A 13,911-nucleotide genomic window follows, 5' to 3' on the forward strand; every position below is an offset into this window, starting at 1 on the left:
TAGAGTGGTCGCGTATCTAGGACACGTCCGGGGAGCCTAAACCCGTAGACGCGGCTCAAAGGCAGAAAGGCAGAGGGAAACAAGTGATGGATGTTCGCGCAGCAGTGGCCACGCAGGCCGGCAGACCGCTTGAGATCATGACCGTTCAGCTCGACGGTCCGCGCGAAGGCGAGGTGCTGGTCGAGATCAAGGCGACCGGCATCTGCCACACCGATGAATTCACCCTGTCGGGCGCCGATCCAGAAGGCCTGTTTCCGGCCATCCTCGGCCATGAAGGCGCCGGGGTCGTCGTCGATGTCGGCAAGGGCGTCACTTCGGTCAAGAAGGGCGACCACGTCATCCCGCTCTACACGCCCGAATGCCGGCAGTGCCCGTCCTGCCTGTCGAGGAAGACCAACCTGTGCACGGCGATCCGCGCGACCCAGGGCCAGGGCTTGATGCCCGACGGGTCGTCGCGCTTCTCGATCGGCAAGGACAAGATCTTTCATTATATGGGCTGCTCGACCTTCTCCAACTTCACCGTGCTGCCCGAGATCGCGGTGGCCAAGGTCAACCCCGACGCGCCCTTCGACAAGATCTGCTACATCGGCTGCGGGGTCACCACCGGCATCGGCGCGGTGATCAACACCGCCAAGGTCGAGCAAGGCGCGACATCAGTCGTCTTCGGCCTCGGCGGTATCGGCCTCAACGTCATCCAGGGCCTGAAGCTGGCCGGAGCCGACATGATCATCGGTGTCGACCTGAATAATGATAAGAAAGCCTGGGGCGAGAAATTCGGCATGACGCATTTCGTCAATCCGAAGGAGATCGACGGCGATGTCGTACCGCACCTCGTCAACATGACCAAGCGTGGCGCCGACCAGATCGGCGGCGCCGACTACACCTTCGACTGCACCGGCAACACCAAGGTGATGCGCCAGGCGCTGGAAGCCTCGCATCGCGGCTGGGGCAAGTCGGTCGTCATCGGCGTTGCCGGCGCCGGCCAGGAAATCTCGACCCGGCCGTTCCAGTTGGTCACCGGACGCACCTGGATGGGCACCGCCTTTGGCGGCGCGCGCGGCCGCACCGATGTGCCAAAAATCGTCGACTGGTACATGGACGGCAAGATCCAGATCGACCCGATGATCACCCACACGCTGAAGCTCGAGGACATCAACAAGGGCTTTGACCTCATGCATGAGGGCAAGTCGATCCGAAGCGTCGTCGTTTACTGAGGAAGACCACAAGCCGCCGACCAACCGGCCTGCGACCTCTGTGGTTCACAAACGGGAGGAGAAAAGAATGCCGGAAAAACTGCATCCAAAAATCGACAATGGACTGCCGAAGGAGAGCGCAAGCTTTGCCGGCGGCACGCTGGTCTGCGCCTGCACGAGCAAGCCGGTCAAGGTGAAGGTCAAGGGCCAGATCGCCCACAACCATGCCTGCGGCTGCACCAAATGCTGGAAGCCGAAAGGTGCTGTGTTCTCGGTGGTGGCCGTGGCCGGCACCGGCGACGTCACCGTCACCGAGAACGGCGACAAGCTCAAGGTGGTCGATCCCTCAGCGCTGATCCAGCGTCATGCCTGCACCGGCTGCGGTGTCCACATGCACGGACCGGTCGAGCGCGACCATCCGTTCAAGGGCCTCTCCTTCATCCATCCCGAGCGCTTCGAGGAGGACGGCTGGTCGCCGCCGGGCTTCACCGCCTTCGTCTCGTCGATCATCGAATCCGGCGTCGACCCCAAGCGGATGGACGGCATCCGCGCGCAACTGAAGTCAATCGGGCTGGAACCGTATGACTGCCTCAATCCCGGCCTGATGGACCATATCGCCACTTGGACGGCGAAGAAGTCCGGCGCCTTGGCTCAATAAGACAGTAAGGCCAATCGGTCTGATCTGACCTCTGGCCAGGCCGGTTTTCTTTGCAGATACAGGTGAAGGACTATCTGTTGCTGCCTCGCTTATATTCAGGCGCTTTGAATTAATTCCCTGCAAAGCTGACAAATTTACTTAGGCTCAGGACTCATTGATTGAGCCAGAAAATGACGGTGGCGGCGATGCAGATGGCAGACATGAAGGTGTGCGCACAGCGGTCATAGCGGGTGTGGATGCGCCGCCAATCCTTGAGCCTGCCGAACATGTTCTCAATCTTATGGCGCTGGCGATAGAGTGCGACGTCGTGCGGGATCGGCACCTTTCGGTTGACCTTTGACGGGATGCAGGCGGTGATCTTGCGCTCTGAGAGAGCGGCGCGGAACCAGTCGGCGTCATAGCCCCTATCTGCGAGCAAGGCTTTGGCCCTGGGCAAAGCGTTGATCATGAGGGCAGCGCCTTTGTAGTCGCTCATCTGCCCCTCGCTCAGCAGCATCACCAGGGGTCTGCCTTTGCCGTCGCAGACGGCATGTAGCTTCGAGTTCAGGCCGCCTTTGGTGCGTCCGATACGTCGGGGAACAGCCCCTTTTTGAGCAGACTTGCTGCCGTCCGGTGGGCTTTCAGGTGGGTCGCATCGATCATCAGATGGTCGGGCTTCCCACCCTTTGCCGCAAGCGCCGCGAAAATCTTGTTGAACACGCCCAGCCTGCTCCAGCGAATGAAGCGATTGTAGATCGTTTTTGGTGGGCCGTACTCCGCAGGCGCGTCGCGCCACCGCAAGCCGTTCCTGATCACGAAGATGATCCCACTGATGATCCGACGATCATCGACACGAGGTACCCCGTGGGACAGCGGAAAATATGGCTCGATGCGGCGCATCTGCGCTTGCGACAGCCAGATCAAATCACCCATGACAGCGTCTCCTTACGCCGCCACTGAATCAACTGATCGATATCCCCGCAAGCAATTTAATAGGTCCTGAGCCTAGTGAAAGGAAGGCCATGAAATCGACCTCAATCGAACCTGCAATTTTGCACAATCCCTCGGCCCCGTTTAGCCAGGCCATGTTCACGCCGTCCGGCGCGGCTTGGCTACATATCTCCGGACAGATTTGCGCGGAGGGCTCGTGTGAGGCCCAGGCGCGCACAATTTGGACCCAAATCGCGCTTCTGCTGAAGGAAGCCGGAATGGAGATCACCAATCTCGTCAAGATCAATCAATACATGGTTTCAGCCGCAGACATTCCGGCGTATGTCAAAGTTCGAAATGAATTTCTCGACGGCCATCGCCCCGCGAATACACTTGTTCTGGTACCGGCGTTGGCGGGGCCGGATTTGCTGGTTGAGGTGGAGGCCATCGGCGCTAAATTCTAGGCCACCGATTCCAGGGCTCGGGAGTCGAGTGGCATGATCAACTGCCGCAGTGCTGGCAGCCGGCTTTGGCGGGGGCAATGTCTTCATCGATAACCTCCTGAGTACGTGTTTCGCTAATTCCCGGACGCCCTTTTCGCTGGCGTGCAGCCATGCGAGCCACCGGATTCTGAAACGATCAGCCAGATGATCGATGATCCGATAATAGGCCTGACGGTCGTAGCGCGCTGATTGATCAGCCCAGGCTAGCGGGAGAGCGCGGCGAACCCAATGCCATTACCTACATCAGGCTGAGGACGGTCGCCAGCTTCGATGCGGTATAGGCCAGGTCTCACTCAATTCCCTTGCCGCAGCGAGCAGATCTGGTGCGACTGCCTCCAAGCGAGATGAAGGCATCCGCACTGACGGCCCGGCGACACTAACACAGCCCAGCGCGGGTCCATCCTCCCGATCAGGAATAGGTGCTGCAAGCGCCGCGATGCCGATCACACTCTCATCCGCAGAGATCGCGTAGCCACATTCTCGGATCCGCTTCAGCTCGTCCGAAAGTTCTTTCTCATTGGCAACCAGGGAACGCGCATAGTGGCGCGGGAGAATAAATCCCCGCCGACGTACGTGCACCAAGGCATCTACATCATCCAAAGTAGACAACCAAGCGCGACCATTAGCTGTTGCGTGGAGCGCGGGTCCCGCCTCCATCGTGGGGTCGTACCGGAGGCCCTCTGAGCTTCCCTGAGCACTGGCGATCCATACAAGCTCACCGTTTTCGGCCGCGCAAACACGAACGAACTCGCCCGTGCGCTGTGCCAATCTGTTGAGGATCGGCTGGCAAATCTCGTTGAGGCCGATATTGCCGAAAAAACGAAGTCCCAAAGCAGCTGTCCGGATCGCCAAGCGATAATGCTGCGTGACGGCCTCCTGAATGGCGAAGTTTCGATCGACAAGAATTGAAAGGAGCCTGTGGGCGATGCTTTTTGGAAGTTTGAGGCGTCTCGCTATATCGCTAATCGCAAGACCTTCTGGATGGTCCGCGAGCAGTTCGATGATATCAAGAGTACGCTCGGTCGGTGAAACGTTTGCCACGATTGCCTTTCAGAGACGGCCAATCTCGATGCCTGGAGCAACCTTAATAGCAGAAGGATGGGGCAGGGCAACCTCGTCCGGAATCTGCGAAGCGCAACTTTTAGGGAGTATTGGCCCGTCCGATGGTCATAAATTGGCCAGACCTTTGCCCCGAATTGGATGTTGCTCGCGTCGCGTGTTACCACGCGACGCTGAGCGGTCGATACTATTTTAGCTTTTGAAGCTACGCTGCTTTTGCGTGCATCTCCACAAGGGCCGCGTCGATGGATTCGCCCAGCAATCCTACGATTGTTTCAATATGCTCACCGTTCGCGATCAAGGGGGGGCAAATGACAACGTGGTCCCCGACATAGCCGTCAATCGTTCCACTCAGCGCGTGTGTAATCAGACCCCTAGCCTGGGCATTTTGGTAGATCCTTGAACTTAAGCCGTGCGAGGCTGCGAAAGGAGCTTTTGTGCTCCTATCTTCGACGAGTTCTACAGTCATCAACATACCGCGACCACGTATGTCGCCAACATGCGGATGTTGAGCAAACCTGGCTTGCAGCCGCTGCGCGAGCACATTCCCCATTGCCTTCACTTGGTCGAGAAAGCCAGGGGCCCGCAGGAACTTCTGCACTGCAATTGCGGCCGCACATGCGGTCGCGTGACCGGAGTACGTGTATCCGCCTTTGAAGGTACCTGAACCGGAGACGATGGCATCGTAGATTTTCTGGTTGACCATCGTCGCACCAATCGGTTGGTAACCAGCAGCGATACCCTTGGCAAATGTCAGGAAGTCAGGAGCAACGCCATCCTGCTCGCAGGCATGCAGGGTGCCGGTTCGGCCTAAGCCACAGAAAACCTCGTCCAAAATAAGCAGAACACCGTACTTGTCACAGATCTCGCGAATCCGCTTGAAATAGCCAGGAACTGGTGGAGTGGCACCGTTGGTTGTGCCAGTAACCGTTTCCGCGACAAAGGCCATTACCGTGTCGGGACCAAGTCCCAGGATTGCCTGTTCCAATTCATTTGCTGCACGCAATCCGTATTGCTCCGGCGTTTCGCTTTCCAATCGCCCCCTGTATTCGTAGCAGGGCGAAATATGAAATACGCTCGAAAGGATCTCTTCGAAGGGTGTGCGGCGCGCTACCTGGTAGCCAATGCCAAGTCCCGTCAGGCCGGCGCCGTGATAGCTAGCCCGGCGGCCGATAACTTCTTTCGCCGCGGCTGACCAATCTCCACGAAATATTGTCGAGCCATCATGACGGCTGTTTCAACCGCCTCGGAACCACTGTTAGTGAAAAATACGCGGGTTAGGCCCTCCGGAGCATCGGTCGTCAGAATGGACGCAAGTTCCTCCATTGGTTCCGACGTGAACATAGCGGAGTGGAAGAAGGCCATTTTCCCGATCTGATCCCGGACGGCCTCAATAACCGATTCCTGGCTGTGACCAAGGCAAGAGACGCAGGCACCGCCAGCGTAGCCGTCGATATATCGCTTCCCGTCTTTGTCAAATATGAACATACCCTCGCCTTTGACAGCGATAGGAAGATGGCGTTTGGGAATTCGATGGAAGACGCTACTCATAAAGCTCTCCTTGACTTGTTGTGATTGGGAAAACGCACCCCGCATTTCGCGAACTTAGTGCGATAGGTGGATTGTCCGACCCCCTTCAGACGCCGACCTGTAAGCAGCTTCGACCAGCTCCAGTACGGCTGCTGCGTCCCGGAAATCTGCAATGGCTGGGCTGTCATCCTGCAGCGCCTTGAGCACGTGTTGAACAAAATCGGCGTAGTACAAGTCGGTTTCGAACTGAGCAGGCACAAATTCGTGCTGAATTCCATTCACTCCGTCCCTGATAACTTCGATGCCCTTGTCAACGGAGCGCAAGAAGCGATCGCCGGCACGAACAGAGAACGTAAACTCACGTTGCCGGCCAGGAGCGCTGGGGAAGGTGTACCCACACTCGATTGTGCCTATCGCCCCGGATGCACATTGAAGTGTGACGGTAATGAAATCTTCGATCGACAATTTGTTCATGTGAGATGTGGCAAAAGCTGACACGGCCACGATTTTGCTGCCACTTAAAGTTCGGAACAGGTCGACCATGTGTACACCAATGTTGATCAATGGCCCCCCGCCTGCGATGTCGCGCTCCAGCATCCAAGGATTGCCTGCTCGCAGATAGCGGCTTGGCGGTCCGGCAACGAACCTGAAGCTGGCGTGGTCGAGCCTGACTGGAGCATATCCATCTTGGATGACCTTCATTGTGTCACTTAGGCGGAAGATAAAAGGTATCGCTACGAATGATTGCTTATGAGCCGCCTTCTCAGCCAACTGTTGAACATCTGCCGCCCTAATCCCGCAGGGCTTTTCCATTGCGAATGGGATGCCGCGGTCGAGCAGCAGATTGGCTGTTCTCGGCATGTCGATGTGCCTGCCGAAGACGAACGCCAATTCAGGGCGCTCGTGCGCAAGAAGCTCTTCGCAGCTTGCAAAGCATGTCGTTTTAAATTTTCGAGCGAGGGCAGGCCCGGTGGTCTCCGTCGGATCGGAGACGCCTACCATTTCGACGCCAGATTTCTCCAACGCATCGAGGTAGAGCGGGACGTGCCAATGCGCTGTGTCGATCAATGCAACTTTTTTCACAGGTACTCCTTCTGTCCCGAATAGTCGCTTGGCTTGAGGTTTTCGCCTCCAAACAGCACGATAGATCTAGCGGTCTCCCAGGGGGCCCGGAGTCGGCCAAGTCCTAATAGGCGAACATTGTTCTATTTATGAGGTATCGGCCGTATTGTCAACGAAGCAGTTCAAAGATGGCTGCAGATAGTCCATTTTGGTTCCCGAGAAAGATCGAGCGTTCACGGACGCCTTCAAAGGGCTTTCGGCACCGATTTTCCGCTGAGAGCTATCTCCAGCTTGAGAGTTCGGCCTCGGGACATTAACCGAACAATATTGGGCTAAAGTACGCCGCAGTGTCGATACAGGTGCCAAACTGGAGAGCGGGCATTTTGGCGGTAGCGCATCCCTGCACAGGACGCCGAATTGACGATCAGACCGGCCTCGTCGCTCAGGTTCCCGAGCAAAGAGGCAAGAAGCGTAAACGAGACCACAGCCAGCCATATCGAAGCAATGCGTTGCGCAATACGCAGGCGAGTTCCTCCCGCATCGCCAATCTGCGTCAGCGCTCCGGCCAAACCCCATATAAGAGCGACGGCGGTTGCGGAAAGACATAATAGTCCTAGTTTGGGCAGGAACTCCGCGTCCACTGGTATGGGCAGAAGGACAAGACCGAAGATCAAGGCCTTGGGATTGAGGAGGGTGGTCATATAGACCCGCAGCGCCGTTACCTCGGTCTTTCCCCTTCCCTCAAGTCGCACTCCCCAGAGTCTCACAGAGAGATACATCACCCAGATTGCGGCCGCCCCTTTTAATGTGACCCCGGCGGCAGGCCAGCGCTCAAACAGCCAAGCGCCTAGCCAGGCGAGCGGCAAGACTGTCGTAAGGTATCCAAGCAACTCTGAAGGGAGGAGACGCAGCACACGGCGGAATCCTTTCTGGGCTGCCGCAAGCGCAATCAATGTGTTCGTCGGACCAGGCGCCAGCAGAAGCACTAGTAGTGCCGAAAGGAACGAAGCATAACTCATGATGGTCTCCACGGTCCACGAGAGACGTGATTTCCGGGATAACAAATAGGGTGCAGGATACCTTTTTGCGACCTTCGCATTAGGCCAGCAGAAGCCATCGATCTGTCTCCGCCGCAAAAGGGATACTCGACTGGCTGCCCCTGCGCGAACATGATAAGCCTGCTGCAGTTACAGCTCGACTGACGGCAGCCTTAAGTGACAAGCCGCGATCTAGTGCTGAGGCAAGGACACCTACGAAACAGTCGCCGGCTGCTGTGGTGTCGTTGACTTCGACCGGTACTGCAGCAACAGAAATCTTTTCCCCGTCGGCAAAAATTTCCGCTCCATCGCCACCAAGTGTCCGCAGCACCCCAGTATTCAAGCACCTGGACAAATCTTCAACCGATGGCTCGCAGCCCAGCCAACCTGCCAGCACTTCTGCCTCGTCCTCATTGACGACTATCAAATCGCAGTTCGACAGCGACCGACGATCCAGCGGAAATGCTGGCGCGAGGTTGAGAATCGACCGGCCGCCCACATGTTTGACGCGTCGAATGAGCCGCTCAATCTGCTCGGTGTCATTCTCCATCTGCATGAGGACGGAGCTTGCTTTACCAATGAGGCCGTCGTCCAGCACGTCGGAGCACGCAACAAGATTGGCGCCAATAGCAACTGCGATCATGGTGCGGCCTTGGCCGTCGATTAAGATGGATGCACAACCAGTCGGCTCGGACACACGAGCTATTCGGCTCACATCAACTGAGTGGATCAAGTTCTGCATAGCGACGTCGGCCATCGCATCCTTGCCGACCGCCCCTACCATGACAACCGTGGCGCCGTCGCGCGAAGCAGCGATGGCCTGATTGGCTCCCTTGCCACCTGCTTCGGTCCGAAACTGCTTTGCGAGAAGCGTCTGGCCCGGTTGAGGCATATCTTCAACGGCGAATATGAGATCGGCATTGATAGAACCGAATGTGACTATCATAAGTTCCCTCCGTCGGCGAAAACCGCTAGTTTGCACATGGTGCCCTCCAGTCCGTGCATCGGCTTCCGCAGATCACGTCGCCAAAGCACAGCCCGATGCGACCTCCCACTACTCGCGTTCAGCTATCTTTTGTCGGAAGCGTTCTGTCCCTGCATGGATGTGATCAAGCAGACTCATTACTGCCCAGTGACGCTCAGCTATGTTGTAATCGGTGACGCGCGAGTGGGCGCTCGAGAAAGTCCCGAGGCGGGTATGATAAACCTTGGCAAGGCCAGGATAGCCCATTGGCTCGGCCATTGCTGACAGCGCCAGAAATATCTCCAACTCGCGGCGCAAATCGGTCCCGTCGGCAGCGTGGCGATACAGCCAGGCATAGAGATCGGGATGGATGTTCGTAAAGACGCCAGCGAAACCCTTGGAGCCCTCGCGCATCGCGGCCGCTGCAATCGCAGCATTGGCATTGACTACCGCAAATCCCGAGTCTCCTGACAGCGCAACACGGCGCCGGATCGTTTCAAGGTCGCAAGAGACATCCTTAAGAGTGACGAAACGCCCCGTATCGCGGCATTCTTTGAATTCCTCGTCAGTCAGCAGCCTGCGATAGGGTGCAGGGCATTCGTAAAGTCCTAGTGCCAAATCACTTGGCATCCAACTCAAAACGGCACCGAGACCGTGCCGGAAGGCCTCTGTTCCATTATTGCCGATGTCTAGTCGATTGGTGACAAGCACCAACGCGTCGATACCGGTGTCCGCCATTGCCATCAGTTCGGTGCGCTGGTCGTCGGGGCGATCGCTGATGTGTCCGGACGCTATCACCGGCACGCGTCCGTCGGCTAGCGATACTACTCTCTTCGATAGCGCAATTCGCTCATCAAGCGACAGTTTTTGCATTTCGCTTGACTGGCAGACGGCGAAGAGAGCGTCGGCACCGCCCTGAACGTACCATTCCACCAGTCGCTCCAACCCTTCCCAGTCAACGCAATTGTCGGCGGTAAAGGGCGTGAGCATGACCGGTACGATCCCATGGGCATTTTTTGTCATTGGGGCTCTTTTAGCTGGATTTGAAATCGCATTTCGTTTTAGAATAGCATTCCAGTAATGATCTGAACAAGGAGAAAAGTGTGAGCGTCAAAAGATGGGAGGACGATGCGATCGTGTGGCACGGCCCAGACTATGGCTCTGAGGCGCTGAGGTATCATCCCCAAGTGACGTCAGCGGCAGTTGCCGGGCGCATCATCAGCTGTGTCGAAGTTGTAGACTGGAGTGGGACAGGCACGCGCGACCTGCTTCTTTCCGCTTGGGACGCTTGTTACGATGGACGCGTATTTCTTCGGCGCCAAATCGGAACGAACCCGGATGGCACGCCAATTCTCGGCGAGGAAGAGCTTATTGAACGCGTCCGAGGATACGTAACTGCCGTGAAGGATGGCGACATTTTTCATCTCATATCTGCCTCTCGTATGCGGAAGCAGATCTTTGTTTTCCCGAATATCGGCGAGAAAGGAGCGCCGCAATTCGGCGAGCCTCTGCGCCTCGATCTTGAGGCGGACTGGGTCAAGGGCAACGAATATTTCCACATGGCCCGCTTCCACGATATCGACGGGGACGGCATCCCTGAGCTGATCGTCGGCAGCGACAATTGGGACGACTACTGGCCCAACGGGCTGGAATGGAATGACGAAGGCTACCGCGGCTATGACGACGCCGGGCGTTGGCTCGGCGGACCGCTACGCGGCTTCCTCTACGCCTTTAAGAACAAGGGCACGTTGGCCCACCCGGTGCTGGAGCGTGGCTGCCCTCTCATCTCGGGTGAAACTCCGCTGGAAGTCTACGGCCAGCTTGCGCCGGCCTTTGGCCGCTTTGGCGGACCGCGCCACAGCCTAATCGCCGGCGAGTTCTGGAACATTCTGCATATTGCGCGCCAGCGCGAAGACGGAGAATTTGAGCCGACCAGCCTGCTTCGCACTCCCGACGATACGGTCCTCGAGCTCGATCAATGCATCCATCTGCCTTGTGTGGTCGACTGGGACGGCGATGGCCGCGAAGACATTCTCCTCGGCGCCGAGGATGGTTACGTCACGTATCTCAAGAACTGTGGCAATAGGGAAGATGGCCTTCCGCGTTTCGAGAAGCGTGGACGCGTGGAAACAACCAAGCCGCTGATCCACGCCGGCGTATTACCGAGCCCGGCAGCGTATGACTTCAGTGGCGACGGCCATTTCGACCTCGTTGTCGGCAACAGCACCGGCGAGCTGCTTTTCTACCAAAGCCGGGAGGAGAACGGCACGATTTACTTGGATAAGGAGATTATGCTGACGGCTGATGGAAGGCCGATTCGGCTTGCCGCCGGACTTACCGGCTCCATTCAGGGGCCATCGGAAAAGATGTTCGGCTATTCCTGCCCGACGATCGCGGATTGGACAGGCTCCGGACACATGGACCTTCTTGTCAGTGACGTCACCGGCCGTCATCGGCTTTTCCGCAATACCGGCGAGAAGGCGTTGCCGCCGCGCTTTGCCGAGGAAGAATTTCTGACCTACAAGGGCAAGCCTCTGAAGACCGTCTGGCGCGTGCGTCCGGCAGTCGTGGATTGGCTCAAGGACGGGGAGCTTCATTATCTTGCTTTGGACGAAGAAGGCATTTTAAGCGACTGGAAGCGCGCTTCCGATACAAAACTCGTGGACAAGCGCAATGTTCGTTGGGCAAATGGCGACCCGATGCGATTCACCGTCGATGTCGGCGGTGGCCGCGGCCGCGTGAAGCTTTGCTTCTGTGACTGGGAAGGCACCGGGCGCACGGACCTGATCTTCGGCACCCATGCCCGCGCCTGTGTTCCGCCGGATCCGAAGACGGGCGCGCCGCGAAATACGACCAAGCAGGCCGGCCTGTTCTATTCACGCAATGTCGGCACGCCTGAAGAGCCGCGCTTTGCCTTGCCGATCCCGTTCAAGTTCCGAGATGAAACCATCGCCATGGCCATGCATGTCGCATCCCCCGAAGCAGTAGACTGGGCTGGTCGTGGTGCCCTCGATCTCATCGTCGGCATCGAAGACGGCAGCATCGTTTGGCTTAAGCGTGAGGAACTCTCATGGTGAACTGCTGCCAGATCAAAGGCACCACGCGATTGATGGGCATAATCGGAGATCCGATCGCGCAGGCGAAAACCCCTGCCACGATCAATGCGATCTTTAGCTCACGTGGCGCCGATATTGCGTGTGTACCACTCCAGGTCCCAGTACGGGAGCTTGGCACGATCTGGGCCGGATTAAAAGTTATACCAAACCTCGTAGGATTCGGCATAACTTTGCCCCATAAGCAGACCGCTCTCGAGCTTTGCGATAGCCTCGATCCCCTAGTAAAACGCGTGGGGGCGGTCAATGTCGTGCGGCGTGAGCGGGACGGCAGCTTTCGTGGCTACCAATTTGACGGGAAAGGTTTCGTTCGCGGACTTCAGGCCAATAGCATCGCGATGGAGAATCGTGATGTGCTGATCCTAGGGGCGGGAGGAGCCGCCGTGGCGATTGCATTCGCACTGGTCGAAGCGGGGGCGAACAGCATCACAGTCTCCAACCGCACTCTCGAGAAAGCGGAGACATTGGCGGAGACAGTGAATGCTGAATTCGGGCACACTGTAGCCAGAGCGGGTCCCGCGAAACCCGCGGCTGGGCAGCTCGTCATCAACGCTACTTCACTTGGCCTCAAGGAAACTGATGCATTGCCGCTGGACCCGACCTCCTGCAACCAGGTATGACGATGGCAGAGGTCATCGCACAGCCAGAGACGACGCGGCTGTTGGCGGAAGCTGAGGTCCGGGGTGTTGAGACCCATTCGGGCATCCACATGATCAGAGGGCAGGTAGGGCTGATCGCCGAACACATCTGCGAGATTTGGGGTTAAATCGGGTCCTGCGTTCAACCGCCGCGCATCTCCTTCGAAGCGCGGCGGATCCCCATTATTGCAAAGCGTGCAACGCTTTGATGGCAGCACCAGATCCGCATTCACCGGGTTCGAAGCGATGGGCCTGCCCGCTCGGTTGTCGGCGGCAGGGTTGAGATGTACAGGCGTGGCTTGACTTCTCCGCAAACTTGATCGACTCTTCAAAGAGCGCATCGAATGAGAGGACCCGTTAAGGTGACCATCAGTCCTAAGGCGACTGGAGCATGACTTGGCGCTGATTAGAGCTTGCTTCCACCACTTTTTCGCCAAAAATATGCCGGCAACGCGCGATGGCGATATCCATTACTTCTGCCGGATCACGGGCCCACCAATCCGTTGAAAAAATCTCAATCTCTATCGCACCGCGAAACCCCGCTCGCCGCATCATGCCTTCTATGGCTGGCAGGTCAACGATGCCATCTCCCATCATTCCGCGATCGGTCAAGAGATGGCGGGTTGGCAGCAGCCAGTCATTGACGTGAAAGCCAAGAAGCCGCCCAGCTTGGCCAGCGCGCATAATCTCTGCTTCCAGTCGCTCGTCCCACCAAAGATGGTAGACATCCACGACCACGCCGATTCCAGGCCCAAAAGCCTCGCACAGATCGTTGGCAGACGTTAGACTTGTGATTACGGTGCGGTCGCCGGCAAGCATTGGATGCAAGGCCTCTATAGCGAGCTTGACCCCTATGCGCCTGGCCATTTCCAGTAGCCGACCGATCTGATCTTCTGCCCGCCGCCGTGCTGCCACTAGCCCGCGCTCCCCTTCTGCGAGCCCCCCGGTGAATAGGAATGCATGGTCGGCGCCGAACCGCGCGGCCCTTTCCAGCTCCGCTTCGGCGCGGCCCAAGTACTCCGGCAGAAAGGGGCCAATACGATTGTATCCCGAAACTTTTATACCGTAGTCACGCAATGCTGCCAGAGCAGGTGCCTCCCCAACCTTCGTTATCTCGTCTCCCCAGATGGAAACGGTATCGATGCCTCGCTCCGCGGTCAGCCGTAGAAAGCTCAGCATGTCGGCGCGTTCGCGGACCGTGGCATGATTGAACATGATAGCCGTCATCTGCCAACCTTCAGTTTC

The 13,911-nt window shown here is 57.6% G+C and carries 12 protein-coding genes and 1 pseudogene; 5 read left to right on the forward strand and 8 right to left on the reverse strand.

What is annotated here, in order from left to right; translation table 11 throughout:
- The first annotated feature begins 86 nt into the window (after positions 1 to 86).
- Positions 87 to 1,214, forward strand: coding sequence for an S-(hydroxymethyl)glutathione dehydrogenase/class III alcohol dehydrogenase (locus tag AC0V7N_RS39505; protein WP_496628647.1), 1,128 nt, complete (start codon positions 87 to 89; stop codon positions 1,212 to 1,214).
- A gap of 67 nt (positions 1,215 to 1,281) precedes the next feature.
- On the forward strand, positions 1,282 to 1,851 hold the full coding sequence (gfa, locus tag AC0V7N_RS39510) for an S-(hydroxymethyl)glutathione synthase (RefSeq protein WP_496628648.1): 570 nt from the start codon (positions 1,282 to 1,284) through the stop codon (positions 1,849 to 1,851).
- A gap of 151 nt (positions 1,852 to 2,002) precedes the next feature.
- On the opposite strand, the gene AC0V7N_RS39515 is transcribed toward gfa, so the two are convergent.
- A protein-coding gene (locus AC0V7N_RS39515) for an IS5 family transposase (protein ID WP_496628649.1) occupies positions 2,003 to 2,763 on the reverse strand; the annotation gives its coding sequence in 2 pieces (ribosomal slippage) (positions 2,003 to 2,430 and positions 2,430 to 2,763; 762 coding nt in all).
- An 89-nt stretch (positions 2,764 to 2,852) separates the two neighbouring features.
- Between AC0V7N_RS39515 and AC0V7N_RS39520 the strand changes: the two genes are divergently transcribed.
- On the forward strand, positions 2,853 to 3,224 hold the full coding sequence (locus AC0V7N_RS39520) for a Rid family hydrolase (protein ID WP_496628650.1): 372 nt from the start codon (positions 2,853 to 2,855) through the stop codon (positions 3,222 to 3,224).
- 282 nt (positions 3,225 to 3,506) lie between these two features.
- Here the strand turns inward: AC0V7N_RS39520 and AC0V7N_RS39525 are convergent, their stop codons facing one another.
- The 6 genes and pseudogenes from AC0V7N_RS39525 to AC0V7N_RS39550 all read right to left on the reverse strand — a co-directional run bounded on the left by AC0V7N_RS39525 (position 3,507) and on the right by AC0V7N_RS39550 (position 9,938).
- Positions 3,507 to 4,304: an IclR family transcriptional regulator domain-containing protein gene (locus AC0V7N_RS39525; RefSeq protein WP_496628651.1), complete on the reverse strand. Its 798-nt coding sequence runs from the start codon at positions 4,302 to 4,304 to the stop codon at positions 3,507 to 3,509.
- A 223-nt stretch (positions 4,305 to 4,527) separates the two neighbouring features.
- A pseudogene (locus AC0V7N_RS39530) lies at positions 4,528 to 5,873 on the reverse strand (aspartate aminotransferase family protein).
- A 54-nt stretch (positions 5,874 to 5,927) separates the two neighbouring features.
- On the reverse strand, positions 5,928 to 6,935 hold the full coding sequence (locus AC0V7N_RS39535; protein WP_496628652.1) for a Gfo/Idh/MocA family protein: 1,008 nt from the start codon (positions 6,933 to 6,935) through the stop codon (positions 5,928 to 5,930).
- Between the two features lie 311 nt (positions 6,936 to 7,246).
- Positions 7,247 to 7,933: a LysE family translocator gene (locus AC0V7N_RS39540; RefSeq protein WP_496628653.1), complete on the reverse strand. Its 687-nt coding sequence runs from the start codon at positions 7,931 to 7,933 to the stop codon at positions 7,247 to 7,249.
- 79 nt (positions 7,934 to 8,012) lie between these two features.
- Positions 8,013 to 8,897: a PfkB family carbohydrate kinase gene (locus AC0V7N_RS39545; RefSeq protein ID WP_496628654.1), complete on the reverse strand. Its 885-nt coding sequence runs from the start codon at positions 8,895 to 8,897 to the stop codon at positions 8,013 to 8,015.
- Positions 8,898 to 9,005: 108 nt separating this feature from the next.
- Positions 9,006 to 9,938, reverse strand: coding sequence for a dihydrodipicolinate synthase family protein (locus AC0V7N_RS39550; protein ID WP_496628655.1), 933 nt, complete (start codon positions 9,936 to 9,938; stop codon positions 9,006 to 9,008).
- Between the two features lie 80 nt (positions 9,939 to 10,018).
- On the opposite strand from AC0V7N_RS39550, the gene AC0V7N_RS39555 reads away from it, so the two are divergent.
- Positions 10,019 to 11,992: an FG-GAP-like repeat-containing protein gene (locus tag AC0V7N_RS39555; RefSeq protein ID WP_496628656.1), complete on the forward strand. Its 1,974-nt coding sequence runs from the start codon at positions 10,019 to 10,021 to the stop codon at positions 11,990 to 11,992.
- Entirely contained in the window at positions 11,986 to 12,648 is a 663-nt protein-coding gene (locus AC0V7N_RS39560) for a shikimate dehydrogenase family protein (RefSeq protein WP_496628657.1), read from the forward strand. The genes AC0V7N_RS39555 and AC0V7N_RS39560 overlap by 7 nt, the downstream gene beginning before the upstream one ends.
- Positions 12,649 to 13,041: 393 nt before the next feature.
- Here AC0V7N_RS39560 and AC0V7N_RS39565 read toward each other — a convergent pair whose 3' ends face one another.
- Positions 13,042 to 13,893: a TIM barrel protein gene (locus tag AC0V7N_RS39565; RefSeq protein WP_496628658.1), complete on the reverse strand. Its 852-nt coding sequence runs from the start codon at positions 13,891 to 13,893 to the stop codon at positions 13,042 to 13,044.
- Positions 13,894 to 13,911 lie beyond the last annotated feature (18 nt).

It is taken from the genome of Mesorhizobium kamtschaticum, assembly GCF_056174585.1.